Genomic DNA, 25,680 nt, shown 5'->3' on the forward strand with positions numbered 1-25,680 from the left:
CCTCGTGGTCCCGGAACTGCCCAAAACCCGGTCCGGCAAAATCATGCGCCGCCTGCTCAAGGACGTCGCCGAAGGCCGCGAAGTTGGCGACGCGACCACCCTGGCAGACAACACGGTCATGGCCCAGATCGCCCAGTCACTGAAGAAATAGCCGGCTCGTTCCGATAGGGGTTCGTCGGCAGTGTTTGACTGGCCTGTTTGTCCGGCGGCGGCGCCGCCCACCGTGGTGGGCCGCGCCGCCGTCGTCGTTGGTCCTGTCTGTCGACGCAGCCGAGGCGGGAACATCCGCAGAAGCGAGGAATGCGGCGGTAACGAACCGATTGGCAGTAACGAACGGCGCGGGCGGGCCGCGGCGCGATAGATTTGCAGACATGACTGAAGCCACCTCCGCCACCGCTGCCGGCCGCGGCACCATCCTGGTTCTCAACGGACCCAATTTGAACCTGCTTGGCACCCGCGAGCCCGAGAAATACGGGACGGCGACGCTGGCCGACGTCGAACAGCTCGCCAAAGACGCCGGAGCCGCGCACGGTCTGGACGTCGAGTGCTTCCAGTCCAACCATGAAGGGGCCCTCGTGGACGCGATCCACGCCGCCCGCGGGAAGGCGGTGGGAATCGTGCTCAACGCCGGCGCCTACACGCACACGTCCGTGGCCATCCGGGACGCCATTTCCGCTGTTGCCCTGCCGACGGTCGAGGTGCACATCACCAATGTTCACGCCCGCGAGCCTTTCCGGCACCATTCCTACCTTTCGGACATCAGCAAGGCCGTGATCGCCGGCGCCGGGATTCTGGGCTACCGCTTCGCGGTGGAATACCTCGCCGGGCTGCACGCGGCCGGGGACTGAGCATGTCCCCCGCGGAACCCGCGGCGGCGGAAGCATCCGGGGAACCGTCCGCAGTTCCGGACCCGGCCACGGGCACTGCCTCGGACCCGGCCACGGGCACTGCTTCGGACACAGCACCGGGCGCGGCTACGGCTACAGACACAGCGCAGTGGTACCGGCACTTCGGCACGGTCGACGCCCCCGGTTCCTCCCCCTGCTATGCCGCGTGGTCCGTGGGGATCGCCGGGGACGCCGAGGTGATTCGGCGGATGGATCAGTGGCCGCACAACAAGCGCCAGCCGCTGCTGATACTCGCCGCGGCCCGGTTCCTCGGCGCGCAGATCAGCCCTTACCGTGATTTCCGGAGGTTCCTGGACCATCACTGGGACGCGGTCGCGGAAATCGTGCTGTCCCGGTCCACGCAGACGAACGAGGCCGGACGCTGCGCCACCCTGCTGCCCTCACTCGCGCAGATATCCGCGGCAGAGGGCCGGCCGCTGGCCCTCATCGAGGTGGGTGCCTCGGCGGGGCTGGCACTGTTCCCTGACCGCTACGGTTACGAGTTTGTCGACACCGGGGCGGGGGCACCGGATGAGTCGGCGGCGGACCCGGCGGCGGAAGCAAGGACGACGCGGCTGGTTCCGGATGGCGCCCAGCCTGGCACGTTTCCGGTCCTGCGCTGCCTCACCGCGGGCCCGGTGCCGCTGCCGGCGGAAATTCCCCGGGTGGCATGGCGTGCCGGGATCGACCTCAACCCCCTGGACGTGCGCGACCCGGCCGACGTCGCCTGGCTCGAAGCCCTCGTCTGGCCGGAGCAGGAGTTCCGGCTTGAACGGCTGCGCCAGGCGATCGCCATTGGCAGGGAACGGCCGCCGCTGCTGGAGGCCGGCGACGTCAACGAACAACTTGTGGAACTCGCCGGCCGAGCCCCGGCCGACGCCGCCCTGGTGGTATTCCACAGCGCCGTCATGGCGTACCTGGATGCCGGCGGCCGCTCCCGGTTCCGGCGCACCATGGCGGACCTTGCCGCGGAGCGGGGCTGCCACTGGCTCTCGAACGAAGGCCACATGGTGGTAGTGCAGGCAGACGGGTCCAGTGTGGTCCCGGAAATGGATGACGCCCGGCTCCGCGGCCGGTTCCTGCTGCTGCAGGACGGCCAGCCGGCAGCCATCACGGGCCCGCACGGGCAGAGCCTGGAGTGGCTCTAGCCTGCGTGCGGCTCGAGCCTGACTGTGGCTAGGGCCTGCGTGGCAGTCCGGTCATTTCTTGATGCACTGTCCGGACGAAACGGCACTGCCCAGACCCGGCGCCTGAGCCGCCACGGGGCTCAGGTCATTCATGGTGATCGCAAATCCGAGCGAGGACTCGGTTGTGGCCTTGGCAAAGACCACCCCCGCCACCTGCCCGTCCATGGTCAGGAGCGGACCCCCGGAGTTGCCCGGCTGCACGTCGCCGGCCAGCCGGTAGACGTCCTCGGGCGACGCATTCTTGCCATAGATGTCCGGGACCAGCACGGTGGCGATGTCCTGCACCGTGGCTGGTTTGGACTGGAAAGGCCCGCCGTGCGGATAGCCGGCAAAGGCCGCGGCGCTGCCGGACGGCAGGTCGGCAGCCAGCGCCAAGGGTTCCGAGCGCAGACCGTCAACGGCCACGACGGCGAGGTCGTGCTGGGAGTCAAAGTACACGACGCGCCCAGGCAGTGCGCGGCCACCGGGCGTTTCCACCACCGGTTCGTCGACCCCGGCGACCACATGGGCGTTGGTCACCACGCGCCCGGGGGCGACCACGAAGCCTGTTCCGGTCTGGTTTTGGCCGCACTGGTAGGCGGTTCCGGCGATCTTGAGCACGGACGCGGCGGCCTTGTTCAGCGCCGGCGTGTCCGTGCTGGTGTCCGGAACGGCAACGGGCTGGCTCTGGCCGAAGCCGTCCAGCAGGGTGGGGATTCCCTCGCCGATCACGGCGGAACGCAGCTGCGCCATTGATGCCTTGACCGGCATCGGCGTCACGCCGTCGATGAACCTGATGACTTTGGATTCCGCGAGCTGCTGGGACACCAACGGCACACCGAGGGCCCCGATGCTGAACGCCAGCATCGACATCACGAGGGCGGACACCACCACGTTCACGCCTCCGCCCACGAGGCGGTCCGCCGCCCGCAGGGGGCTGAACGGGACCACGCTGCGGATTCGCCGCCCGATCATGGTGCCGAGGCCGTTGCCTACGATCATCAGAAGGACCGCCGTGGCAACGATCGCCGTCAGGCGCCAGCCGCTGTCCTCCACTAGGCCGCTGACGATGGGCACGGAGACGAAGGCAGCGACGGCGCCTGCCGCGAATCCCGCGATGCCTCCGAGCGTCACAAGGAAGCCGTTGCGAAGACCGTGGATCAGGTAGGACAAGAGCGCCACAACCAACACCAGGTCCAAAATGGTCAAGCCAAACACCGGGGCTCCTCACAGACAGTTCAGCGACGATTCTACCGGTGTAAGCTGAACGTTTGCCGACCGGCCGCCAGCCTGCACAGGGATCTGCGCGGACTTCCCGAGCCGTGCGCTTTCGGCCCCTTCGGGCGTTTCCGTGCCAACTACGTCACAGAAGCTCCAAAATTCTGAAAGAATGGCTGAAGCGCCCCAGCCGACACAGCTAATCAGGAGATTTCATGGATATCGAGGTATTGCGCCGCGCACCCCTTTTCGCCACGCTCGACGACGAGGCGTTCCGTCTGCTGACGGACGAACTTACCGAGGTGGACCTTTCACGCGGTGCCTCGGTATTCCGGGAAGGCGACCAGGGTGACCAGCTTTACTTCATCGTCTCCGGCAAGGTGAAGCTCGGCCGCACGTCGCCGGACGGTCGCGAATCACTGCTGGCCATCCTCGGCCCGGGCGAGCTTTTCGGCGAAATGGCGCTGTTCGACCCCAGCCCGCGCACGGCCACGGCAACTGCCGTTTCCGAGACGCGTCTCGCCGGCCTGAAGAACGAGAGCCTCAACGCGCTGCTGCGCACCCGCCCCGAGGTCTCGGCCCAGCTGCTGCAGGCCTTGGCACGCCGCCTGCGCCGCACCAACGATTCCCTTTCCGACCTCGTCTTCTCCGACGTGCCGGGCCGTGTGGCCAAGGCGCTGCTGGATTTGGCCGACCGCTTCGGCCGCCCGGCAACCGACGGCGTCCTGGTCGCCCACGAACTGACGCAGGAGGAGCTCGCCCAGCTGGTCGGCGCCTCCCGTGAAACGGTCAACAAGGCCCTCGCGGAATTCGTGCAGCGCGGCTGGCTGCGCCTGGAAGCGCGCGCCGTCGTCATCCTTGACATGCAGCGCCTGCGCCAGCGTTCCCGCTAGGGACCCCCGCAGCAAACACGAAGGCCGGCCCCGGAAACGGGACCGGCCTTCCGCCGTTAAACTTCTGCCGCTAATTCTCGGAGGAGGTCCCCGGCTGGTTGTCCGCCGGACATGTCCCGGGCCGGCTCGCAGCACGAAGGGACATGTCCAGTGCTCAGGAGCAGGGCGGGGCATGTCCCCGGGCTCGCACCGGGCATCAAGGGACATGTCCAGCCCCGGCTGCGAGGACTGGACATAACGCCACTATGTCCACCGGACAGGCCGACCGGAGGACATGTCCCGGGCCGGCACGCAACACGAAGGAACATGTCCAGCGCTCAGGAGCAGTGCGGGACATGCCCCGGGCCGGCAGGCAGCACGAAGGGACATGTCCAGTCCTCAGGAGCAGTGCGGGGCATGTCCGGGGAACCGCCCGGGCTCCCCGCCCAAGCCAAGCCCTAACAGGCCGCCCGCAGGAAGTCAGGTGGCGTCGGCGCTCTCCGGGCCTAGCGTTCGCGCTGCGGTTCGCCGGCGATCGTTTTGGCTGCTTCGACTTCGAGCATGAGACGGCCCTCTTCCTCGACCAGCTTCGGCTGGTAGACGTGGGCCTTGCGCTTGTAGCTGAGGTAGGCGATGCAGCCGTTGGCCTTGGCCATCTTCTCAAGCATGATCTCCGAGCCAGGAACCAGGAGTTCGCCCAAGGTCCGGCCGACGGTGTTCTCCTGCCCCACCTCGTCACCCAGCACGGTGCTGTCCCGCTCGCTCACGACTTTCCGGACGCACACCCAGCGGCCCCAGACGCCCTTGCTGGCCAGCAGCGAGGGCTGCTGGTTCACGGGCACCGTCGCGGCGAAATACCGGGTGTTGAACCGGCGGTGCGCGAAGTCGGGGCTCAGCCAGTTCACCAAGGGTTTGAGCAGGTCAGTGCGCAGCGAGAGCCCGCGCTTGGCAAGCAGGTCTGTGAAGGATTTCTCCTGCTCGGCCACGGCTTCGCGGGCGCGCATCCAGTCGGCTCTGGAGGTCAGTTCCACCGTGGTGGACAGGTCGGGGCCGGCCAGCAGGATGCCGGTCTCCTCAAACAGTTCACGGATGGCACCGACAACGTGTCGGCGCGCCAGCCCGACGTCGGACGTCCCCATCTGCTCGGCCCAGTGCTGGGGTGAGGGGCCCAGCCAGCCGACGGCGTCGTCGTCGGTGGCTTCCAGCGATCCGCCGGGAAAGGCGAGGACACCGAGCGGGGAGGACCCCGTCCGGTAGCCGAGCCAGGTCTCCAGGCCCGTGGGCGAATCCCGCAAGAGGATCACCGAGGAGGCCAAACGGGGCGCGCGGGGCGTCCGCTCACCGTGTTCAATCCAGCTGCGGGCTGCTCCCTCAAGATCCGGGGGCAGGACGAACAGTCGGCGTTCTAACTGAGGCAACGAAGTAACCGGTCTACTAGGCGAATTCAGCGATCAGTTCGACTTCGACAGGCGAGTCGAGCGGCAGAACGGATACGCCGACGGCGGAACGTGCGTGCTGGCCGGCGTCGCCGAGGACCTGGCCCAGCAGCTCCGAGGCGCCGTTGATGACACCGGGCTGGCCGGTGAAGGAAGGGTCGGAGGATACAAATCCGACAACCTTGACGATCCGCGTGATGCGGTCGAGGTCGCCGATCACACTCTTGACGGCGGCCAGGGCGTTGACGGCGCAGACGGCAGCGTAGGCCTTCGCGTCCTCCGGGGACACCGTGGACTCGTCGGAGGCGCCCGCCGAACCGGTGGAAACCTTTCCGGTGGCCTCGAGCTTGCCGTTGATGAACGGCAGTTGCCCGGAGGTGTAGACGTGGTTGCCGGAAATCACGGCCGGAACATACGCCGCGACCGGAGCCGCGACGTCGGGGAGCGTCAGGCCCAGCTCCGCGAGGCGCTGTTCGACGGCGGACGACGCGCCCGCGCCGGCCGTGGGGCTCGCTGCCCCGGCCGTGTTTTCGGAGATGTTTTCCGCGCCCGCCGGCGTGGCCGGAACGGCTTCTGAGGGGGTGCTCATGGCTACTGCTTCTCCCGCTTCAGGTAGGCAACCAGGCCGTTTCCATCGGGTCCCGGAACAACCTGGACGAGCTCCCAGCCGTCGTCACCCCACTGGTCCAGGATCTGCTTTGTGGCGTGAATAATGAGCGGAATCGTGGCGTACTCCCATTTGGTCATGACATAAAGCCTAGTCGTTGCCGGTAAAGTGGAAAACATGGCGACTGGCAAGAACCCTTTATTCGACACGGCCACCACCCTCGGAAAGATCTTTCTTTTCCTGGGCGTGAGCGCTATTTGCGGCGTCCTGGTGGCGGGCCTCCTGGTCCCCGCGGCAGCCGTCTCGGGCAGCGCGGCGAGCGGTTCGATCCAGTTTTTTGACACGCTCCCCGCTGAGCTGAAGGTCGATCCGCCGAGCCAGTCGACCACGATCCTGGCGTCCGACGGCAGCCCGATCGCGAACCTCTACGCGGAAAACCGCACCCGTGTTTCGCTGGACCAGATGTCACCGCACATCAAGGACGCGATCATCGCCATCGAGGACAGCCGCTTCTATGAGCACGGCGGGGTGGACACCACCGGCATCCTGCGCGCGCTCGTGAGCACCGCCCGCGGCAACAAGCAGGGCGCGTCCACGATCACGCAGCAGTACGTGAACAACGTCATCAACTCCTCGCTGGAGGCCGAAGGCAAGGGCGACGAGGTCCTGCTCAACGGCGTCAACAAGGGCGTCGGGGACAAGCTCCGTGAAATGAAGCTGGCCATCGCGCTGGAGAAGAAGTTCACCAAGGAGCAGATCCTCGAGGGCTACCTGAACATCGTGTTCTTCAACCGCGACGCCTACGGCATCGAAGCCGCGTCCAAGTTCTTCTTCAGCAGCACGGCCAAGGACCTGACCCTGCCCCAGGCGGCCCTGCTGGCCGGCGTCGTGAACAGCCCCTCCTACTACGACCCGATCACCAATCCGGAGAACGCCAAGGTCCGTCGCGACCTCGTGCTCCACGCGATGCTGACGCAGGGCAAGATCAAGCAGGCCGACTACGATGCCGCGGTGGCGACGCCGGTGCAGACCAAGGTCACCCAGCCCCGCCAGGGCTGTGCGTATTCGCAGACGGCGCCGTACTTCTGCGACTACGTGCTCCACCTGCTCCTGAACAATCCGGCGTACGGGGCCGACGCTGCCGAGCGTGAGCGGAAGATCTTCCGCGGCGGCCTGACCATCAAGACCACGCTGGATCCGAAGGCCCAGGCCGTGGCCCAGGCCCAGGTGGACGGGTCGGCCGGCGCGAACCCGGACAAGTGGGGGGCCTCGCTGGTGTCCGTGCAGCCGGGCTCGGGCAAGATCGTCTCCATGGCCCAGAACACCGTCTGGTTCCCGGCCGACGGCAAGTTCGACGCGGAACAGAACTTCAACGTGGACGTGCAGGACGCCAAGGGCAATGACCTCAACGGTCTCGGCGGCTTCCAGCCCGGCTCCACAATGAAGCCGTTCACCTTCGCGGAGTGGCTCAATGAGGGCAAGTCGATGAGCACCCAGCTCAACGGCGCCGTGCGGCGATATCCACAGAATTTCCCTTGGAAGAACACCTGCCCGGCACCGACCACCGGCTGGTATGACGCGTCCAACGGGAGCTACGACCTACAGAACGCCGACGAGACCCACTACAAGTACATGTCCGTCCTTGACGGCCTGGCGAACTCCATCAACACCATCACGTTCGCTTCCGCCGCGCAGGTCGACCTCTGCGGGATCCAGAAGGTCGTGGACGCAGTGGGCATCCACGGCGGGCTGCCGAGCGGGGACAACCCCAACCCCCCGGTGCCGATGACCACCCTCGGCAACCTCATCGGGTCCACCCAGACGGCGCCGCTGACCATGGCCAGCGCATTCGCCACCTTCGCCAACAACGGCAAGTATTGTGAACCAATGGCCATCGAGTCGGTAACAGACGCGACCGGCGCCCAGCTGCCGGCCCAATCACCGAACTGCAGGGACGCGATCAAGCCTGAGGTGGCCCACGGCGTCGCGTACGCTATGCAGGAAGTGCTCAACCGCGGCTCGGGCTCGCTCATTGTGCCCCGGATTTCGACCCGGACCACTTTCCCCATTGCGGCGAAGACGGGCACCAACGACAACAACAGCTCTACCTGGGTGGCGGGCTACACCAGCGGCCTCGCGACGGCCACGTGGTTTGGCGATCCCCTGGGCGACCAGAAGCGTGCCGGGCAGAATGTCACGATCAACGGCAACTTCTACAAGGGCATCGACGGTTACATGATCGCCGGGCCGCAGTTCTCGAACTACATGGCCCAGGTGGCACCGGCCTACGGCACCGATCCGTTCCCGGCCCCGCCGTCGGACATGCTGTACTCCCCGGCCCCGGTCCCGGACCCGGTAACAGTGCCGCGGACCTTCATTCCGACCGGCAAAAGCACCGAGCCGGCCACGCAACCGTCCGCCGACCCGACACCGGCGCCGGCACCGACGAAGTCTTCCGGCAAGAAGTAGCCGATGACTCTGGGCAATGATCTGGCGAGCCGCGTTCGAAGCATCGGACGCGGCTTTGCCGTGACCGCCGCGATCGGGACGGCGGCGGGGGCGGCCGCGACCGGCTACGGGCTATGGGAGAAGAACCAGTTTGTGATCAGGGAGGAAACCCTCCCCATCCTGCCGGCCGGGTTCGGCCCGTTCCGGATACTGCACCTGTCCGATATCCACTTCGTTCCGGGCCAGCACCGGAAGGCGCAGTGGCTGTCCTCCCTGGCGCAGTTGCAGCCGGACCTCGTGGTGAACACGGGCGACAACCTCAGCCATGCCAAGGGCGTGGACCCCCTCGTAGCGGCCCTGCGACCCCTGCTGGAATTTCCCGGCGTGTTCGTCCCCGGCTCGAACGACTACTTCGGCCCGAGCCTGAAGAACCCGGCGTCATATTTGCTCGGGCCCTCGGGCGAGCGCAAGCACCCGGAAAGGCTCGACTGGCCGCGGCTGCGTTCCGAGTTCGGCATGTCCGGCTGGGTGGACCTGACCAACCGCTGCCAGTCGCTCGTGCTCAAGGGCATGCGCTTCGACTTCTCCGGCGTCGACGATCCGCACCTGCGCCTCGAACGGTACGCTGGCTGGCCACGCGGGACCAAGGGCAGGGACGCCGACCCGCACCTGCGCATCGCCGTCGCGCACGCACCCTACCAGCGCGTCCTCGACCACTTCACCGAAGCCGGCGCCCACCTCCTCCTGGCCGGCCATACCCACGGCGGCCAGATCTGCGTCCCGGGCTACGGGGCCCTGGTCACCAACTGCGACCTGCCCACCTGGCGGGCCCGGGGGCTGCACACCTGGGAGAGCAACGGGAGGACGACGCCGGTGAACGTCTCGGGCGGCATCGGCACTTCCCGCTTCGCCCCCGTCCGCATTGCCTGCCGGCCCGAAGCCGTTCTGCTGACGCTGACCTCCCGCGCCTAGGCCTGGCCGCGGCCAGTCCTGCCCGCCCTCCGGCCTGACCGGTGGACATGCCCTCCCCTCGCGCCCGAGCCCACGGGACATGCCCTCCCCTGGTCGCGGGCACTGGGCATAGGCCCACAATGCCCACCCGCCGCGGCCACCACTGGACATGTCCCACCGGGCCCGGCACCAACACTGGACATGTACCACCGGGCCCGGCACCAACACTGGACATGTCCCACCGGGCCCGGCACCACCACTGGACATGTCCCGCGGCCACCCGCCGCCCGCACCTATTGCGGATCGCAATGACTGGGCGAGATGCTGGGAGCGCTGAACAACGTGTGAATCCCGTCACCCGATGGCCTAGGGTAGTTGCTACAGGAAACTACATTCAACGGTGCGATCTATGCACGGGCGTCTTAAGAAGCAGGCATGGCCAAGCAGAGCTCATTCTTCACCTCCATCAGCCGTCTCTACCCGCACGTCAGGCCAATCCTGCCCCGGCTGGTCATGGGCCTGCTCTGCGCACTGCTGGCCAGCGTCATGGCACTGGCCATCCCGCAGGTGCTGCGAGTGCTGGTCAACGAGTCCCTGACCCCCGGCGGCAGCGCCGAGGCCGTCTGGACCGCCTCGCTCCTCATCCTGGTCCTGGGCATCGCCGAGGCGGGCCTCGTGGCCCTGCGCCGGCAGTTCGTCATCAATCCCGCCACCACCGTCGAGACCCGGATGCGGGTCTCGCTCTACGGGCATCTGCAGGACCTCACGGTTTCCTTCCATGACCGCTGGGGCTCCGGTCAGCTGCTGTCCCGGGCCATGACGGACCTGAACTTCCTGCGCCGCTGGATGGCCTTCGGCGCCATCATGCTGGTGGTCACGACGCTCACCGTGGTGATCGGCGTCGCGGTGATGTTTGCCATGAGCTGGCAGCTGGCCCTGATCTTCCTGGCCGCCGCCGTGCCGATCATGATCTACGGATTCCGCTTCCGCACCCGGTTCAGCAAGGTGGCCCGGCGCAGCCAGGACCAGGCCGGGGACCTCGCCACCACGGTCGAGGAATCCGTGCACGGCATCCGCGTCCTGAAGGCCTTCGGCCGCAGCCGGGAGGCGCTGGAGAACTTCAACGAACAGGCCGAGGAACTCCGGCAGACCGAGATCGCCAAGGCCAAGCACTTGGCCACGTTCAGCCTGGTGGTGACGCTCCTGCCCGAACTCGCGCTCGGGGCCGGCCTCGTCGTCGGCATCCTGCTGGCCTCCACGGACCAGCTCTCCATCGGGTCCCTCGTGGCCTTCTTCGCCACCGCCGCCGTGGTTGCCGCGCCGGTCGAGTTCTGCGGCATGCTGCTGGCGATGGCTCTGACCGCGAAGTCCACGGTGGACCGGCACTTCGAGGTCATGGACGCGCAGAACACGATCACCAGCCCGGACCAGCCCCGCCGCCCGGCCGGCCTCAAGGGTGCCCTCAGCTTCCGCAATGCCTCGTTCGCGTTCGAGGACGCCCCGGACAAGCCGATCCTCAAGGACATCACCCTGGACATCCGCCCCGGCGAAACCATGGCCCTCGTGGGCATCACGGGCGGCGGCAAGAGCGCCCTGCTCCAGCTGGTTCCCCGCCTCTATGACGTCACCGGCGGTGCCATCACCATCGACGGGGTGGACCTGCGCGAGTTCGCGGTGGAGGACCTGCGCACCGTGGTTTCCGTGGCGTTTGAGGACACCACGCTGTTCTCCAGCTCCGTCCGGGACAACGTCCTGCTCGGCGCGCCCGACGCCGGATCGGCGGAGGGCCGCGACGCGGCCCTGGAGGAAGCCCTCGACGTCGCCCAGGCCCACTTCGCCTATTCCCTGCCGGACGGGGTGGATACCCTGATCGGCGAGGAGGGCCTCAGCCTTTCCGGCGGCCAGCGCCAGCGCATCGCCCTGGCCCGGGCCATCGCCGCGAAACCGGCCGTGCTGGTCCTGGACGACCCGCTCTCGGCGCTGGATGTGAACACCGAGGTCCTCGTCGAGGCCCGGCTGCGCAAGGTCCTCGCGGACACCACAACGCTGATCGTGGCCCACCGGCCTTCCACGGTGGCGCTGGCCGACCGGGTGGCCCTGCTCGAGGACGGCCGGATCGCCGCCGTCGGAACCCATGCGGAACTGCTCGCCAGGAACAGCCATTACCGCTACGTGATCGCCAGCCTGGACCCGGAACCGCGGGACCTGGATTCAGAATTGTCCGCCCTCGAGGACCAGTCCGAGGAGATTTCCCGATGAGCAGCGCAACGTTCGGCACCGCCAATGAGGACAACGCGCACCTCAGCAGGAACGAAAGCAAGGCCGTCCGGCGGCGCTCCCTGACCCTCCTGGGCTCCCTGATCCGCCCCGTCCGGGCCCGGTTCTGGCTGACGATCGGCGCCGTCGTCCTGTCCCAGGCCGCCCGCGTGGCCGGACCGGCGCTGATCGCCTTCGGCATCGACCACGCCCTGCCCGCCGTGCGCGCCGGCGACAACCTTGCCCTCGTGCTGACCGGGGCCGCCTACCTTGCCGCGGCCGCCGTGGCGGCCGGCCTGACCGCCCTGTACGTGACCTCCACGGCGCGGCTCAGCCAGGCGATGCTGCTGGACCTCCGCGTCCGGGTTTTCCGGCACACGCAGCGGCTGAGCCTGGAATTCCACGAGAAATACACCTCGGGGCGCATCATCGCCCGACAAACCTCGGACCTGGAGGCCCTGCGCGAACTCCTGGATTCCGGCGTGAGCTCGCTGGCCTCGGGAATGCTGTTCATGGCGTTTACCGCCGTGACGGTGTTCGCCCTGGACTGGCGCAGCGGCGTGCTGGTGCTGGCCGCCGGCGTGCCGATGTATTTCCTGGCCCGCTGGTACCAGAAGCACTCCCAGATCGCCTTCCGCGAATCCCGGGTGGTCTCGGCCCGGCTGATCGTGCACTTCGTGGAGACCATGACCGGAATCCGCGCCGTGAAGGCCTTCCGGAAGGAACGCGAGAATGCCGCGGGCTACTCCGAACTGTCGGAGGACTACCGGCGCGCGACCGTCCGCTCCATCAACCTCAACGGCATCTTCCAGCCGGGGCTGGTGCTGATCGGGAATGTGTGCGTGGCCCTCGTGCTGCTCACCGGCGGCTTCCGGGTCCTCAGCGGCGACCTGGAGGTCGGCGTGCTCCTGGCCCTGATCCTGTCCGCCAAGCGCTTCTTCCAGCCGGTGGACCAGATGGCCATGTTCTACAACTCCTTCCAAAGCGCCCAGGCCGCCCTGGAAAAGGTCTCGGGCCTGCTCGAGGAGGTCCCCACCGTGCGGCCGCCGAAAACACCCGCGGCCCTGCACGGCGCGCGGGGCAGCATCGATTTCAACGGCGTCGAATTCCGCTACGGCGACGGCCCGGTGGTCATCCCGCAGCTGGACCTGCACATCCCCGCCGGGCAGACGGTCGCGCTGGTCGGGCAGACCGGCGCCGGCAAATCCACCCTCGCGAAGCTGATTGCCCGCTTCTACGACGTCTCCGCCGGGTCCCTGACCCTCGACGGCGTGGACCTGCGCCAGCTCAGCACCGAGGACCTGCGCCGGAACGTCGTCATGGTCACCCAGGAGGCCTTCCTGTTCAGCGGCTCCGTGGCGGACAACATCGCTCTGGGCCGGCCCGAAGCCTCGCGAGCGGAGATCGAAGACGCGGCCCGGGCAGTGGGGGCGCACGCCTTCATCATGGAACTGCCGGACGGCTACGACACCGACGTCAACAAGCGCGGCGGCCGCGTCTCCGCCGGGCAGCGCCAGCTAATCAGCTTCGCCCGCGCGTTCCTGGCCCGCCCGGCCGTGCTGATCCTGGACGAGGCAACTTCCTCGCTGGACATCCCGTCGGAGCGCATGGTCCAGCAGGGCCTCGCGGGGCTTCTGCGCGGGACGCGGGAGGGCGGCACCCGGGAGGCCGGCCAGCGGCAGTCCGGTGGACAGACGGGCGGCCGACAGCCCGTTGCAGACCCGGCCCCCGGCCCGGACCCGGTCCCCGGCGCCGGGCGGACAGCGCTGATCATTGCCCACCGGCTCTCCACCGTGGAGACGGCAGACCGGGTGCTGGTGGTCCACGACGGCCGCGTCGTGGAGGACGGCACCCCGGAGCAGCTGATCGGCGACGGCGGCGCCTTCGCCCGGCTCCACGGCGCCTGGAAAGACTCGCTGGTCTGAACAGCGCCTGCCGAGACCGGGCGGCGTCCGGGCCGGAACGACGGCGGGACACGTCCCTGCCGACGCCCGATTTCACATCCGGGGCCATGATCGGATACTCTTGTGAAGTTGCTTTTGAAGCAACGGATCGGGATGTGGCGCAGCTTGGTAGCGCGCGTCGTTCGGGACGACGAGGTCGCAGGTTCAAATCCTGTCATCCCGACCAAACACAAAGAGGGCCCTCCACACGGAGGGTCCTCTTTTGTATGTCCGACTGTAGGTTCGGCGCGATTTCATGACCCCGGCACCGGCCATCGGCCCGGCCCAGCGCCCTGCCCCGCCTCCGCCTCCGGACACAACGCAGCCCCGGGAGGAAATCTCCCGGGGCTGTGCCGGATATCCGTGCCACAGGCAGCCGGCCGCTGCTGCGCCGGGCCTGTCACATCAGGCTTGTTACATCGGGTCGGGCCAGTTGCCGACATTCAGCGAGTGGGTCATGGGGTCGGGCCAGTTGCCCACCGCCTGGGCGGTGCGCATGGGGTCGGGCCAGTTGCCGACTGCGGCAACGTCTGAGACATCGGTAAGTGAAGCAGCGGACAGCACGGCCGGAGCCGCGGCGGAGAATGCCAGTGCGCCCGCCAAAACGGCGCCGGCTGCAATCTTCTTCAACATAAGTTTCCTCAATATGGGTTGGGGTTCCTTAACCAAGTCAGCACTACCCTTGTTGACACACATTGTAAAATGGTTTCTACAGAGACTGTCAAGCATTTAGTACAAAGAATGTCCGGAATTAGGAGGTATCCGTGGGGAACGGATTTGGGGAGAAGCTCCGCGCGGAACGGCTCGAACGGGGCCTGACGCAGGCGGAGTTGGGCCGTGACCTGTACTCCCCCAGCTACATTTCTCTGCTGGAAACCGGACGCCGCGAGCCGACCGCCGATGTCATCGAGGAGCTTGCCCGCCGGCTTGAACTGGCCCCCAAGGCGCTCGAGGCCTGGAGCCAGCCGGTGTCCGTCAGCGACGCCGAATACGTGCTCGCGGGACTTTATGCCCGGCAGGCCTGGGACCTCCGGGACTACCCCGTGGCCGCCACCCACGCCGCCGCCGCCGCCAAGATCGCCCTGGAGGCCAAGAACACCAGCGCGTGGTGGAACATGACCTATATGCAGGCCGAGTGCCTGATCAAGCAGGGACTCTGGCAGGAGTGCAAGGACGTGGTCCAGAATCTCCTGGAGCACCCGATGGCCGCGGAGTCGGCCGGGCTCGGCGTCCGGGCCCAGCAGATGCTCGCCGCAGCCTCGCAGGGCCAGGGGCAGCTGACCGCCGCCGTCGAGCATGCGCAGGAAGCGGTGCGGCTCTGCGCACAGCTGCCTAAGGGCTCCACCATGATCATCGGAGCCCTCCGCGCCCTGATTGGTGCCCTGGCCGAGAGCGGCCGGCTCGATGAGGCGTGGGAGTACTGCCAGGCCATGAACGACCAGATGGACGACCACTCGATGTCCCAGCTCGCCGGCGAGGTGGCCTGGGTGATCGGCAACGTGGCCTTTATGCGCCACGACTACCCCGAGGGGATCAAGTACCACGAGCGGGCCGGCCGGCTGCTCTCCCCGGCCAACGACATCGACCTGTGGGCCCGGTTCAACAAGGCCTCCGCCGCCGTCCGCCTGTCCTCGGGAATCGTCGAACCCGAGACGCTCTCATCGATCGAGCGCGCCGAACTGGCCCTGTCGATTGTCGGCGGCAACAAGACCGACCAGCTGGAGGTCGCCTTCATCCGGGCGCGCTGGCTCTACCTCACGGGCGACATCGTGGCCGCCGTCCAGAAGCTGCGCGAGATCCATGCCGAGCGGGAGGCTCTGGCCCGGCACACGGCCGGCGAGGTCTCCCTGCTGCTGGGGAAGGCGCTCAAGGCTGCCGGGGAGGCCGCGGAGGCGCTGGTGTACCTCGAGGAAGCCCAGAAGGAGTTCAGCGCGGCGGGCGCCTCGGACCGGGTCCAGCAGGCGCTGGACGCCGTGCTCGAGATCAAGCTCGCCCAGCGCCGGGCCGAGGCCGCTTCCGCGGAAGCCTAGCCCCGGCCTTGCCAGGCGAACGGCCCGGCTAGGCGAACGGCCCGGCTAGGCGAACGTCCGGCCGGTGAGCTTCTCGTAGGCCTCCACGTAGCGGCTGCGGGTGCGCGCTACGACGTCGGCCGGAAGGACGGGCGGAGGCGTGTCCGAGGCCTTGTCCCAGCCCGACTCCGGCGAGGTCAGCCAGTCGCGCACATACTGCTTGTCATAGGAGGGCTGCGCCTGCCCGGGCTGGTACGTGGCCGCATCCCAAAACCGTGAGGAATCCGGGGTCAGCACTTCGTCGCCCAGGGTGATGACACCGGTCGCCGTGTCGAGGCCGAACTCCACTTTGGTGTCCGCCAGGATGATGCCGCGGCCGCGTGCGATTTCCTCGGCCTTGGTATAGATCATCAGGGTCAGCCTGCTCAGGTCCGCCGCGACGTCCGCACCCACGAGGCCCACGACGGCGTCATAAGTGATGTTCTCGTCGTGCTCGCCCACCTCGGCCTTGGCCGACGGCGTGAAGATCGCCTCCTGCAGCCGTGACCCGTCAACCAGGCCGGCGGGCAGCGGGATGCTGCACACTGTGCCCGACGCGCGGTACTCCGCGAGCCCGGTGCCGGTGAGGTAGCCGCGGGCGATGCATTCGACCGGGAACATGTCCAGCTTTTTGCAGATCATTGCCCGGCCCTCGACGGCGGCGGGGACACCGTCGTCGGCCGTGGAGGCGAGGACGTGGTGCGCGACGTCGAGCTGGTCGAACCACCACAGGCTCAGCTGGGTCAGGATGCGGCCCTTGTCCGGGATCTCGCTGGCCAGGACGTGGTCGAACGCACTGATCCGGTCGCTGGCCACCACCAGGACACAGTCCTGGCCGAAGCGTTCCGCGACGGCCGGATCCGCGGGGACGTAGAGGTCGCGGACCTTGCCGGAGTAGACGTGCCGCCAGCCGGGCAGGTCCTGCGTGGCGGTGTCGAGCCCGCCCTTGGGCACGGTCTCAGGCACGGTCTCAGGCAGGGTCTCAGGCATGGTCTCGGGCTGGGTGCCGGGCTGGGTGCCGGGCGTCGGCGCTGCGGATTCGGTCACGTTTATGCCTTCGCTTTCGACGCGGCCGCGGTTCCCGGCGCGGCGACCCGGATCTGGCCGCGGGCGGCCTTGCCGCCGATGTCGGTGCGGAACTGGCTGCCGTCCAGCTGGACGAGCTCGACGCCGTCGTACGCCCGCTCCCGGGCCTCCACGAGGTCCGTGCCCAGCGCCACCACAGCCAGGACGCGGCCGCCGGCGGAGACGACCTTGCCTTCGCCATCGAGCTTGGTACCGGCATGGATCACGTGGACGCCGTCCAGGGCGTCGACCTTCTTCAGGCCCCGGATTCGGTCGCCCGTCCGCGGAGTGTCGGGGTAATTTTCGGCGGCCACGACGACGGCGACGGCCGTGTCCTTGGACCAGCGCAGCGGCTGCACCTTGTCCAGCTCTCCCTTGGCCGCTGCCATGAGCAGCCCGCCGAGGGGCGTCTTAAGCCGGGCGAGGACGGCCTGGGTTTCGGGATCGCCGAACCGGACGTTGAATTCGATGACCCGCGTGCCGCGCGAGGTCAGGGCGAGGCCGACGAAGAGGACGCCGACAAACGAGGTACCGCGGTGCGCCATCTGGTTGACCGTGGGCTGGGCGACGCGGTCGATCACTTCCTGCACGAGGCCTTCGGGGGCCCATTCCAGCGGTGTGTACGCGCCCATGCCGCCGGTGTTGGGGCCCTCGTCGTTGTCGAAGATGCGTTTGAAGTCCTGCGCCGGGGACAGGGCCACGGTGTTGGTGCCGTCGCAAAGGACGAACACGGAGACCTCGGGTCCGTCCAGGAACTCCTCGATCACCACGGTGCCGCCCGCGTCGAAACAGGTCTGGGCATGCGCGAGGGCCTCGTCGCGGTTGGAGGTGACCACGACGCCCTTGCCGGCCGCGAGCCCGTCGTCCTTGACGACGTACGGGGCGCCGAAGGTATCGAGGGCGTCGGCGGCTTCCCCGGCGTTGGAGGCTACGCGGGCCATTGCGGTGGGCACGCCGGCCTCGGCCATGACTTCCTTGGCGAAGGCCTTGGACGCTTCCAGCTGGGCCGCGGCCTTGCTGGGGCCGAAGACCGGGACGCCGGCGGCGCGGACGGCGTCGGACACGCCGGCGGCGAGGGGCGCCTCCGGCCCGACCACCACCAGGTCAACGGTGAGCTTGACGGCCAGCGCGGCGACGGCGTCGGGATCGTTCGCGTCGATCGCATATGTGGGGACCAGCGCGCTGATGCCGGCGTTGCCCGGGGCCGCGTGGACCTCGGAAACGTTCGGGTCTGCAAGCAAGGATCGGACAATGGCGTGTTCGCGGCCGCCGGGGCCGATGACAAGTACCTTCACAGTCTCCAAGGGTACGTGGTGCACCCCGCAGGCTCCTAAGCTGTGTCGGCCGCTGGACATGCTCAATTTTCGCCGCGGCGCCTCGCGGGGCGCCGGGCAATCCGCAGCTCAGCGCTCCCGGCGCAGGGCGGCAATCCTGAGTCCGGCAGCCCGGGCACCGGGCAATCCTGAGCTCAGCAGCGCCGGGGACCGGGGCCAACCCGCGGGACATGCCCACGCCCGGCCGCGGCCAGTGGGCACAATGCCATCATGCCCATGCCCGGGTCCCAGGACTGGACATGTCCCGTGGTGCCGAAAATCAGGCCCACGCCCGGGTCCCAAGACTGGACATGTCCCGGGGACCGCGGGGCATGTCCACGCCAGGGTCCGGCAGGAGGGCATGCCCACGCGCCGGAGCCAGGCCCGGCGCCGGACAATCCGCGGAGCGGGCGGCTACGAATGGCATGTATGAACAAACCCAGCATGAAGCCCAGCAAGCGGTCCCGCGGCGCCACAGCCCTGGCCGCGGTGGCCGGAGTGGCTGCGGCCGCCGTCGTCCTGTCCGTCGCGGAACTGATCGGGGCGTTCTTCACCACACGGGCGACACCCCTGATTGCGCTGGGATCGACGTTCATCGACTTCACGCCGCTGTGGATGAAGAACTTCGCCGTTGAAACGTTCGGCACCAACGACAAGGCCGCATTGTTCGTCGGCATGGCGGTCACGATCCTGCTTTTGGCGTGCGTGCTCGGCATCGTGGCATACCGGAAGTGGGCCCTGGGTGTGGCCGGGGTGGTGCTGATGGGCGCCGTGATCGTCGGCAGCGTGGTGACCCGGGCCAGCGTCAAGCCGATCGATGCCATCCCCTCCCTGATCGGCACCGTCGCCGGGCTGGTTGTGCTGCGGCTCCTGATCACCCGGCTCTGGCGGATGCAGGAATGGCCGGACCAGGAGGCCGATCTCGCCGCGAAGGAACCCGACCGTCCGGCAACCACCCGGCGCGCATTCTTTGCCGCCGCCGGCATCACCGCCGCCGCCTCGGGCATTGCCGCCACCGGCGGACGCCTGCTGAGCGCGGCCCGCAGCAACGTGGCCGCGGCCCGCGAGTCGCTGCAGCTGCCCGCGCCCGCCAAGGCCGCCGCCGCGGTCCCGGCCGGGGTCCAGTCCAAGGCGCCCGGCGTCACGCCGTGGCTGACCCCGAACAAGGACTTCTACCGGATCGACACGGCGCTGAGTGTGCCGGAGATCAACGTCCAGGACTGGGAGCTGCGCATCCACGGCCTTGTGGAACAAGAGGTCCGGCTCACTTTCCAGGATCTGCTCGACGCCCAGCTCATCGAATCCCATGTGTCCCTGACCTGTGTGTCCAACCCGGTCGGCGGCAACCTGGCCGGCAACGCCAAATGGCTGGGCATGCCCATCCGCGACGCCCTGAAGCTGGCCCGCCCCACACAGGGCGCGGACATGGTGCTCTCCACCTCGGCTGACGGCTTCAGCGCCTCCACGCCCCTGGAGGTCCTCCAGGACGACCGCGACGCGATGCTGGCGATCGGCATGAACGGCGAGGCGCTCCCGCTCGAGCACGGCTACCCGGTGCGGATGGTGGTTCCCGGCCTGTACGGCTTCGTCTCCGCGACCAAGTGGGTGGTGGACCTGGAGGTGACCCGGTTCGCGGACAGCAAGGCGTACTGGACCCAGCGCGGCTGGTCCGAACGCGGCCCGATCAAGACCATGGCGCGGGTCGAGGTGCCCAAGTCCTTCGCCAAGGTCCCCGCCGGCAAGATCGCCATCGGCGGCACCGCGTGGGCCCAGACCCGCGGGATCACCAAGGTCGAGGTGCAGATCGACAGCGAGCCCTGGACCGAGGCGGTACTCTCCGACGAGGCCTCCCTCATCACGTGGCGGCAGTGGTCCCTGGACTGGGATGCCACGCCGGGCCCGCACTACATCAAGGTGCGCGCCACGGACGGCAAGGGCGAGGTCCAGACGGACAAGCGGGCGGATCCGGTCCCGGACGGCGCCTCCGGCTGGCAGTCGGTGATGGTGACCGTGGAATAACCGGGGTATCAGCACCGGGCACCATAGACTTGCAGCATGGCTTTGAACCCGCATGCAACCTTCACAGTCGACTCCGCCGTCGAACTGGCAGTCATCGAACGCAGCGGCTTCGTGGAGTCCCGCCACATCGGCTCGGCCGTGGTGCTGGCCGCGGACGGGACGGTAGTGATCGAGCTCGGCGATGTGAACGCCCCGATCTTTGCCCGGTCCACGCTCAAACCGTTGCAGGCCCTGGCCTCGATGCAGTCCGGCGTGCCCCTGCGCGGCGCCCAGGTGGCCATCGCGTGCGGCAGCCACGTCGGATCCCTGGACCACATGGACGTGGTCGAAGGCATGCTCAAGGCGGCCGGGGCCAAGGAAGACCAGCTGCAGTGCCCGGCCGACTGGCCCCAGGATGAGACCGCCCGGAACTGGCTCGTGCAGACCGAACGGGGCAAGTCCCGGCTGGCCTTCAACTGTTCGGGCAAGCACGCCGCGTTCCTTTGGGCGTGCACGGAGAACGGCTGGGACAAGAACAGCTACCTCGAACCCAACCACCCCCTGCAGCAGCGCATCCGCTCCGTGATCGAGGAGTACTGCGGCGAACGCATCACCCACCTGGGCATCGACGGCTGCGGCGCGCCGGTTGCCGCCGTCTCCCTGATCGGCCTGGCCCGGGCCTACTCGAAGCTGGCCAAGGCCCCGGGCGACAAGAACTCGAACGCGCGGGCAGCCACCATTGCCACGTCCATGCTGGACTACCCGTGGGCCGTCCAGGGGCGCGGGCAGGCCAACACGATCGTCATGGACGAACTCGGCATCCTGGCCAAGATTGGCGCCGAGGGCGTCCTGGTCATGGCCACCCGCCAGGGCGTCTCGGTTGCCATCAAGATGCTCGACGGCAACATCCGGGCCACCACGCTGGTCGGGCTGACGCTCCTCGCAGCCTCCGGCGCCGTCGAAATCCCTGAAGTGTCCAGCGTCCTGGACAAAGTGGTGGACCCGGTACTGGGCGGGGGACGCCCGGTGGGCAAGATCCGGCTCGGGCGGGCCGTCGCGGCTCTACTTGACTGACCCGACTGACCGGCACCGCCCGCCAGCGGGGCGCCCCACGGCGGGACAGTCTGAACTTCCGAACGCGCGTCCGGGAGGGAAGGTCGTCACTCCGTGTAGGCCTGGAGTTCGGCGAGTCCGACGTTTTTGGTGGTGCCGGTGACGGTGGTGACTGTCATGCGCAGGCTGGTCGTGGCGCGGGCCGGGAAGGAGACGGTGATCGCTTTGCCCGCGTTGTCCAGGGCTGGCACCGGGACGGTGGTGCCGTCGGAGAAGGTCAGGGTGCCGCCGGTGATCTGGTCACCGGGATTGGGTCGGTCGTAGAGCACGACCCGGTTCAGGGTGACGGCGGTCCGGAAGGCGAGGTGGAGATAGCTTCCAGCCCTACCGCCGACCGTGGCCCATTCCCGGGTCGGGGCCGTGGGGTAGCCGGCGGTGACGCCGTCAACGGCTTTCGGGGCGGTCTGGCCCGACGTCGCGTTCTGGGTGCTGGCTGTGACTGTGGCGGAGGCCGCGACGTTGGTGCTGGTGTAGGCCTGGAGTTCGGCGAGTCCGACATTTCTGGTGGTGCCGCTGACGGTGGTAACGGTCAGCCGCAGGCTGGTGGTGGGGCGGGCGGGGAAGCTAACGGCGGTTGCCTTGCCCGCGTTGTCCAGGGCTGGCACCGGGACGGTCGTGCCGTCGGAGAAGGTCAGAGTGCCGCCGGTGATCTGGTCACCGGGGTTGGGCCGGTCGTAGAGCACGACCTTGCTGAGGTTCACGGCGGAGGGGAAGGCGAAGTGGAGATAGCTTCCAGCCCTGCCACCGACCGTGGCCCATTCCCGGGTTGGGGCCGTGGGATAGCCGGCGGCGACGCCGTCGTTGGCCTTCATGGCGGTCTGGCCGCTGGTGGCGTTCTGGGAACTGGCGGTGACCGTCGCCGGTGCCGCGACGTTGGTGCCGGTGACGGTGGTGCCGGCCTCGGTGACGGCCGTGGCGGCGGCGTTGGTGCCGCTCGCCGGCGGTGAGGTAGGCACAGGAACGGTGTATGACCGGGAGAATCGGGCGCCCATCGCCCAGGTAGAACAAACTTCGGCCGTATTGCACGTCCTGTAGTCGTATTGGGCGTAGGTCAGGAAGGCGTTGGTCTTGGTCGTCAGATCGGGTTCGAACACGTTGGACGGACGTTGGGTGATGCCGTATCCCTGGTAGCCGGTGATCGTGTGAGTCAGTTTGTACTGCTGCTGTGCGGCCAGCACCAGGTAGGCGACGGTGTGGTGGTCGCTGTGGTCGCCGTCTCCGTAGCTGCCGGCGAAGTCCAGCGTGGCGATCTGGTCCGGCTGGTAACTGTTCATCAACGCCAGCAAGGTGCCTTGAAGCGTCGAGAGAGTGTAAGAGGAGGAGGCGTCCACCGTGGTCATGGTGCTGATTACACCGCCGTACAATTTCTGGAGGCTCTGGTATCCGCTATTTGATGCGCCTGCCCCAGTTGGGAATCCGTCAGGCAACCGCATGAATGCCAGCGAAATGTTCGTCGCACCGTCGAGCGTCGCCACCGGAATCGGGTGGCCGTCAATTCCGGCATCCGTTGTCGTCCAGGTGTTGGCGACGCCGGCGAGCTCGGCGTAGGCAGCCTTTACTCCACTCTCTCGCGATGTCCAATAGGCGGCGTTTTGATTTGCATCGCCGGCGGTGACGTAGACGGTACGAACGCACAGTCCTCCACGGATCATGGAGATGAGCGCGAGGCTCTGGAACAGCAGGTCGTCGTCCTGGTGGGCGACGATGTTCATTGCAGTTCCGGCCGGGCACCCGGGGGCCGCGGAGGCGCGGGGGGCGGTCGCCATGCAGCCCGCAAGCGCAACGACTACCGCGGACGCAAGCACGGCGAAGGACCATCTACGAAACCGGGGAAAAAACATCTGGCTCATCCTTTGGTCATTTTGACGGCTGCTCCTGGTGACCGCCCGCCGGCTCGTGAAGGAGACCTAACTGTCGAGGATCGTGAGCCCGCGGCACGTCACACCACGAAATCGGCTACCCGATCGGGACGGCGCAGCACACCACTTCTTGAAGCGGCTGTTTGCCTTCTCGGTCACGACCACCGGCAAGGGTTCCTGGAGGGGGAACCCGCAAAGTAAAACTACATCCGTTTTACTTAATATTCAAGCTACATGGTTTTCGATGTATCCCTGGTGCGGGCGGCGGCCGCCGGGACCGCCGAGCTCTCGCTGAAAAGGGTTGGGAGTAAGGTGGATCCCGATGCGGCCGGACAAGGGCTTGCCGCTGACGGTTTTGATCGGCTGGGAGGCAAGTTAGTGGTGGTTCCGCGACGTCGCATCGCCCTCGATGAGGGCCGCGCAGCCCTCACCGCGTGGCAGGCAGCCAACGCTCCTATGCCGGACGCCGCGCATCCCGCCAGCCGCACAGCTGCCGGCACTCCAGTCCCCCGCAACACGGTTGCGATGGCCGTGCGCTACTCTCTGGAGGAGGTCACCGCCCGGGCACCCGGAAATTCTGTGGAGGTGCGCGTCCCGCCGTTCGGGGTCACGCAGTGTGTGGAGGGCCCGCGCCATACCCGCGGCACTCCCCCGAACGTCATTGAGTGCGACGCCGCCACGTGGCTGGCGATGGTCAGCGGGCAGTTGAGCTGGGCGGACGCCGTCGCCGCCGGCCGGGTAGCCGCCTCCGGGCTGCGCGCCGACCTGTCCGGATTGCTTCCGCTCTAAGCGGGCTGCGCCTGGCTACCCGCGCCCGATGAACGGCATGCCCGCGGCCGTGACCACGAGGGAACCCACGTTGGCCGACGCCGGCATCCCGGCCATCAGCAGCACGGCCCGGGCGGCGTCCTGCACCGCAAATGTCGGCTCGGCCCGCAGGCTGCCGTCCGCCTGAGTTGCCCCGGAGCCGACGCCGATCTCCTCCATGAGATCCGTGGCCGCATTGCCGATGTCGATTTGTCCGCAGGTGATGCCGAACCCGCGACCGTCCAGGTCAATGCTCTTGGTCAGCCCCGTGATCGCGTGCTTAGTCACCGTATAGGCCACCGTCCGCGGCCGGGGCGAATGCGCCGCGATCGAACCGTTGTTGATAATTCTTCCGCCCTGGGGCGACTGCGCCTTCATGGCCCGGACGGCGGCAGCGGCGCAGAGGAGGGACCCTGTGAGGTTCACGGCGAGGGTCGCGTCCCAGTCCTCCACGGTGATCTCGTCCACCGCGGCGGCGGGGCCAAACACGCCGGCGTTGTTGAAGAGCACGTCCACGCGTTCCCACTGCCCCAGCGCGGCGGCGAAAAGCCGTTCGACGTCGGCGGGGACGGTGACATCGCACGGGACCGCGAGTGCCTGGCGGTGGCCGGCCGCGGTCTCGCGGAGCGTTTCTTCCCGCCGCCCCGCCAGGACCACCCGGTATCCCTCGGCCAGCATGAGCCTGGCCACTGCGCGGCCGATGCCGGAACCGGCTCCGGTGACGACGGCGACCCTTCCGGGGGTGTGGTGCTGGCTCATGAGGTCCTCCTCGAAGGTTAGGCGCTGCCCGGCCAGCGTACCGCCGAGACGGCACTTCACGGCAGTGTTTCGCGCCCGGACTGCCGCGAACTGTGTTGTCGGCGGCGGCGGGAGAGCGGCTGAAGGCGCTTCAGCCCGGCTGCGGGGCGGACGGCCGAGCGGCGGCCGCCTAGCGGGAGTCGTCCCCGCGGCCCCGGGCCTGCCGGCCCGTGCGGTAGCCGGACCAGAACGCCAGCAGGAGCAACCCGATGCTGATCAGCGCGACCCCTGCCCAGATCCACGGGCCCATGATCATGAGCCCCTGCAGCACGACGGGCCCCGTGGCCAGCGGAGCATACGCGACCCAGCCAAAGTCCTCCTGCGTCACCGGCCGGGCAAGAAGGGCCAGCCCGGCGAGCAGCATGGCCGCGGCAGTGAGCGGCACCGCCACACGGCCCAGCAGATTCTTCCGGGCACGGCCGGAGTTCCGATTCCCCCGCTGCTCCATGGCCATACTGTAACCGTTCGGCGCGGCGAACCGGCTGGGGAAACGGCCTACTCGATGATCAGGTCAGGTACGGGCCTGCGCCCTCTTGCCCGCCAGCGAGCCCCCCAGGGTGGAGTTTGAGCGCCCGGCACCGCCGCGCCGCCCCCTGATCACCCGGGCGGACGATCCGGGCACGGCGGCCCGGCCATCGGCGCTGCGGTCCCTGATCAGGCCGGTTCCGGCGATTTCCCTTGCCTGGGCGACGCCGGCAACGGCGGCTTTCTTGGTGGGAAACGTCACTGAGACTGCCATCAGTTGCCCTGCCCCGTCCATCATGCGAATGCGGTAGCCGCCTTCGGGCGCGTCCACGAGCTCAAAATATCCCGCCATTTGCAACACTCCTATGTTCCCTCGTATCCCCCGCCGGGATATTAGTAAGTGTACTTATTTTACGGTGCGGGGAAAGTG

The 25,680-nt window shown here is 68.0% G+C and carries 22 protein-coding genes and 1 tRNA gene; 12 read left to right on the top strand and 11 right to left on the bottom strand.

The genetic code is table 11. The annotated features are described in order from the left end of the window. Window positions 1–371: 371 nt before the first annotated feature. Window positions 372–848, top strand: coding sequence for a type II 3-dehydroquinate dehydratase (gene aroQ, locus AC1DRO_RS16745; protein ID WP_028277671.1), 477 nt, complete (start codon window positions 372–374; stop codon window positions 846–848). Window positions 849–850: 2 nt separating this feature from the next. Continuing rightward, window positions 851–2,035: a DUF2332 domain-containing protein gene (locus AC1DRO_RS16750; protein WP_476951697.1), complete on the top strand. Its 1,185-nt coding sequence runs from the start codon at window positions 851–853 to the stop codon at window positions 2,033–2,035. Window positions 2,036–2,086: 51 nt separating this feature from the next. On the opposite strand, the gene AC1DRO_RS16755 is transcribed toward AC1DRO_RS16750, so the two are convergent. Beyond that, complete coding sequence (locus AC1DRO_RS16755; RefSeq protein WP_243181728.1) at window positions 2,087–3,271, bottom strand: MarP family serine protease; 1,185 nt, start codon at window positions 3,269–3,271, stop codon at window positions 2,087–2,089. 215 nt (window positions 3,272–3,486) lie between these two features. Here AC1DRO_RS16755 and AC1DRO_RS16760 point away from each other — a divergent pair, with 215 nt between their 5' ends. Then, window positions 3,487–4,164, top strand: coding sequence for a Crp/Fnr family transcriptional regulator (locus AC1DRO_RS16760; RefSeq protein WP_011693220.1), 678 nt, complete (start codon window positions 3,487–3,489; stop codon window positions 4,162–4,164). 485 nt (window positions 4,165–4,649) lie between these two features. Here the strand turns inward: AC1DRO_RS16760 and AC1DRO_RS16765 are convergent, their stop codons facing one another. The 3 genes from AC1DRO_RS16765 to AC1DRO_RS16775 are packed head-to-tail and all read right to left on the bottom strand — an operon-like array spanning window position 4,650 to window position 6,326. Continuing rightward, window positions 4,650–5,561 carry an NUDIX hydrolase gene (locus AC1DRO_RS16765; protein ID WP_476951698.1) on the bottom strand — a complete coding sequence of 304 codons (912 nt, stop codon included), beginning with the start codon at window positions 5,559–5,561 and terminating at the stop codon, window positions 4,650–4,652. A gap of 16 nt (window positions 5,562–5,577) precedes the next feature. After that, a complete protein-coding gene (locus AC1DRO_RS16770) occupies window positions 5,578–6,168 on the bottom strand; it encodes a RidA family protein (protein WP_243181726.1) in 591 nt (196 codons plus the stop codon). Window positions 6,169–6,170: 2 nt separating this feature from the next. Beyond that, complete coding sequence (locus AC1DRO_RS16775; RefSeq protein ID WP_003797879.1) at window positions 6,171–6,326, bottom strand: DUF4177 domain-containing protein; 156 nt, start codon at window positions 6,324–6,326, stop codon at window positions 6,171–6,173. A 37-nt stretch (window positions 6,327–6,363) separates the two neighbouring features. Between AC1DRO_RS16775 and AC1DRO_RS16780 the strand changes: the two genes are divergently transcribed. The 5 genes from AC1DRO_RS16780 (at window position 6,364) to AC1DRO_RS16800 (ending at window position 13,971) form a co-directional block, all read left to right on the top strand. Continuing rightward, window positions 6,364–8,655, top strand: coding sequence for a transglycosylase domain-containing protein (locus tag AC1DRO_RS16780; protein ID WP_476951699.1), 2,292 nt, complete (start codon window positions 6,364–6,366; stop codon window positions 8,653–8,655). A gap of 3 nt (window positions 8,656–8,658) precedes the next feature. Continuing rightward, the gene (locus AC1DRO_RS16785) at window positions 8,659–9,606 is read left to right on the top strand and encodes a metallophosphoesterase (protein ID WP_476951700.1); all 948 of its coding nucleotides are present in this window, start codon (window positions 8,659–8,661) and stop codon (window positions 9,604–9,606) included. A gap of 414 nt (window positions 9,607–10,020) precedes the next feature. Beyond that, window positions 10,021–11,844 carry an ABC transporter ATP-binding protein gene (locus AC1DRO_RS16790; RefSeq protein ID WP_476951701.1) on the top strand — a complete coding sequence of 608 codons (1,824 nt, stop codon included), beginning with the start codon at window positions 10,021–10,023 and terminating at the stop codon, window positions 11,842–11,844. Continuing rightward, a complete protein-coding gene (locus tag AC1DRO_RS16795; RefSeq protein ID WP_476951702.1) occupies window positions 11,841–13,766 on the top strand; it encodes an ABC transporter ATP-binding protein in 1,926 nt (641 codons plus the stop codon). The genes AC1DRO_RS16790 and AC1DRO_RS16795 overlap by 4 nt, the downstream gene beginning before the upstream one ends. Window positions 13,767–13,894: 128 nt before the next feature. Next, window positions 13,895–13,971, top strand: a tRNA-Pro gene (locus tag AC1DRO_RS16800). A gap of 227 nt (window positions 13,972–14,198) precedes the next feature. Here the strand turns inward: AC1DRO_RS16800 and AC1DRO_RS16805 are convergent. Continuing rightward, window positions 14,199–14,417, bottom strand: coding sequence for a hypothetical protein (locus AC1DRO_RS16805; protein ID WP_018776166.1), 219 nt, complete (start codon window positions 14,415–14,417; stop codon window positions 14,199–14,201). 131 nt (window positions 14,418–14,548) lie between these two features. Here AC1DRO_RS16805 and AC1DRO_RS16810 point away from each other — a divergent pair, with 131 nt between their 5' ends. Beyond that, window positions 14,549–15,814, top strand: coding sequence for a helix-turn-helix domain-containing protein (locus tag AC1DRO_RS16810; RefSeq protein WP_459385576.1), 1,266 nt, complete (start codon window positions 14,549–14,551; stop codon window positions 15,812–15,814). 45 nt (window positions 15,815–15,859) lie between these two features. Here AC1DRO_RS16810 and AC1DRO_RS16815 read toward each other — a convergent pair whose 3' ends face one another. Together AC1DRO_RS16815 and purD are read right to left on the bottom strand one after the other, a co-directional pair. Then, window positions 15,860–16,822 carry a phosphoribosylaminoimidazolesuccinocarboxamide synthase gene (locus AC1DRO_RS16815; RefSeq protein ID WP_476951788.1) on the bottom strand — a complete coding sequence of 321 codons (963 nt, stop codon included), beginning with the start codon at window positions 16,820–16,822 and terminating at the stop codon, window positions 15,860–15,862. Between the two features lie 59 nt (window positions 16,823–16,881). Then, on the bottom strand, window positions 16,882–18,192 hold the full coding sequence (gene purD / locus AC1DRO_RS16820) for a phosphoribosylamine--glycine ligase (RefSeq protein WP_476951703.1): 1,311 nt from the start codon (window positions 18,190–18,192) through the stop codon (window positions 16,882–16,884). Window positions 18,193–18,654: 462 nt separating this feature from the next. On the opposite strand from purD, the gene AC1DRO_RS16825 reads away from it, so the two are divergent. Further along, window positions 18,655–20,229, top strand: a complete 1,575-nt coding sequence (locus AC1DRO_RS16825; protein WP_476951704.1) for a molybdopterin-dependent oxidoreductase — start codon at window positions 18,655–18,657, stop codon at window positions 20,227–20,229. A gap of 36 nt (window positions 20,230–20,265) precedes the next feature. Then, entirely contained in the window at window positions 20,266–21,282 is a 1,017-nt protein-coding gene (locus AC1DRO_RS16830; RefSeq protein ID WP_079555582.1) for an asparaginase, read from the top strand. A gap of 86 nt (window positions 21,283–21,368) precedes the next feature. Here AC1DRO_RS16830 and AC1DRO_RS16835 read toward each other — a convergent pair whose 3' ends face one another. Continuing rightward, window positions 21,369–23,033, bottom strand: coding sequence for a PIG-L family deacetylase (locus tag AC1DRO_RS16835; RefSeq protein WP_476951705.1), 1,665 nt, complete (start codon window positions 23,031–23,033; stop codon window positions 21,369–21,371). 525 nt (window positions 23,034–23,558) lie between these two features. On the opposite strand from AC1DRO_RS16835, the gene AC1DRO_RS16840 reads away from it, so the two are divergent. After that, window positions 23,559–23,969: a sterol carrier family protein gene (locus AC1DRO_RS16840; protein ID WP_476951789.1), complete on the top strand. Its 411-nt coding sequence runs from the start codon at window positions 23,559–23,561 to the stop codon at window positions 23,967–23,969. 15 nt (window positions 23,970–23,984) lie between these two features. On the opposite strand, the gene AC1DRO_RS16845 is transcribed toward AC1DRO_RS16840, so the two are convergent. From AC1DRO_RS16845 to AC1DRO_RS16855, 3 genes are all read right to left on the bottom strand, one after another. Next, window positions 23,985–24,746 (bottom strand): SDR family oxidoreductase, encoded by a 762-nt coding sequence (locus AC1DRO_RS16845; RefSeq protein WP_476951706.1) that lies wholly within the window; start codon window positions 24,744–24,746, stop codon window positions 23,985–23,987. A 169-nt stretch (window positions 24,747–24,915) separates the two neighbouring features. Next, window positions 24,916–25,233, bottom strand: a complete 318-nt coding sequence (locus AC1DRO_RS16850) for a hypothetical protein (protein WP_476951707.1) — start codon at window positions 25,231–25,233, stop codon at window positions 24,916–24,918. A gap of 63 nt (window positions 25,234–25,296) precedes the next feature. Next, on the bottom strand, window positions 25,297–25,602 hold the full coding sequence (locus AC1DRO_RS16855; protein ID WP_223913587.1) for a hypothetical protein: 306 nt from the start codon (window positions 25,600–25,602) through the stop codon (window positions 25,297–25,299). Window positions 25,603–25,680 lie beyond the last annotated feature (78 nt).

The organism is Arthrobacter sp. P4_F11 (assembly GCF_056401395.1).

Bases quoted from the DNA above. Each gene is read 5' to 3' on its own strand.
- aroQ (WP_028277671.1), top strand. From the start codon at position 372: ATGACTGAAGCCACCTCCGCCACCGCTGCCGGCCGCGGCACCATCCTG.
- AC1DRO_RS16750 (WP_476951697.1), top strand. From the start codon at position 851: ATGTCCCCCGCGGAACCCGCGGCGGCGGAAGCATCCGGGGAACCGTCC.
- AC1DRO_RS16760 (WP_011693220.1), top strand. From the start codon at position 3,487: ATGGATATCGAGGTATTGCGCCGCGCACCCCTTTTCGCCACGCTCGAC.
- AC1DRO_RS16770 (WP_243181726.1), bottom strand. From the start codon at position 6,168: ATGAGCACCCCCTCAGAAGCCGTTCCGGCCACGCCGGCGGGCGCGGAA.
- AC1DRO_RS16775 (WP_003797879.1), bottom strand. From the start codon at position 6,326: ATGACCAAATGGGAGTACGCCACGATTCCGCTCATTATTCACGCCACA.
- AC1DRO_RS16780 (WP_476951699.1), top strand. From the start codon at position 6,364: ATGGCGACTGGCAAGAACCCTTTATTCGACACGGCCACCACCCTCGGA.
- AC1DRO_RS16785 (WP_476951700.1), top strand. From the start codon at position 8,659: ATGACTCTGGGCAATGATCTGGCGAGCCGCGTTCGAAGCATCGGACGC.
- AC1DRO_RS16790 (WP_476951701.1), top strand. From the start codon at position 10,021: ATGGCCAAGCAGAGCTCATTCTTCACCTCCATCAGCCGTCTCTACCCG.
- AC1DRO_RS16795 (WP_476951702.1), top strand. From the start codon at position 11,841: ATGAGCAGCGCAACGTTCGGCACCGCCAATGAGGACAACGCGCACCTC.
- AC1DRO_RS16805 (WP_018776166.1), bottom strand. From the start codon at position 14,417: ATGTTGAAGAAGATTGCAGCCGGCGCCGTTTTGGCGGGCGCACTGGCA.
- AC1DRO_RS16815 (WP_476951788.1), bottom strand. From the start codon at position 16,822: ATGCCTGAGACCCTGCCTGAGACCGTGCCTGAGACCGTGCCCAAGGGC.
- AC1DRO_RS16825 (WP_476951704.1), top strand. From the start codon at position 18,655: ATGAAGCCCAGCAAGCGGTCCCGCGGCGCCACAGCCCTGGCCGCGGTG.
- AC1DRO_RS16830 (WP_079555582.1), top strand. From the start codon at position 20,266: ATGGCTTTGAACCCGCATGCAACCTTCACAGTCGACTCCGCCGTCGAA.
- AC1DRO_RS16835 (WP_476951705.1), bottom strand. From the start codon at position 23,033: ATGAACATCGTCGCCCACCAGGACGACGACCTGCTGTTCCAGAGCCTC.
- AC1DRO_RS16845 (WP_476951706.1), bottom strand. From the start codon at position 24,746: ATGAGCCAGCACCACACCCCCGGAAGGGTCGCCGTCGTCACCGGAGCC.
- AC1DRO_RS16850 (WP_476951707.1), bottom strand. From the start codon at position 25,233: ATGGAGCAGCGGGGGAATCGGAACTCCGGCCGTGCCCGGAAGAATCTG.
- AC1DRO_RS16855 (WP_223913587.1), bottom strand. From the start codon at position 25,602: ATGGCGGGATATTTTGAGCTCGTGGACGCGCCCGAAGGCGGCTACCGC.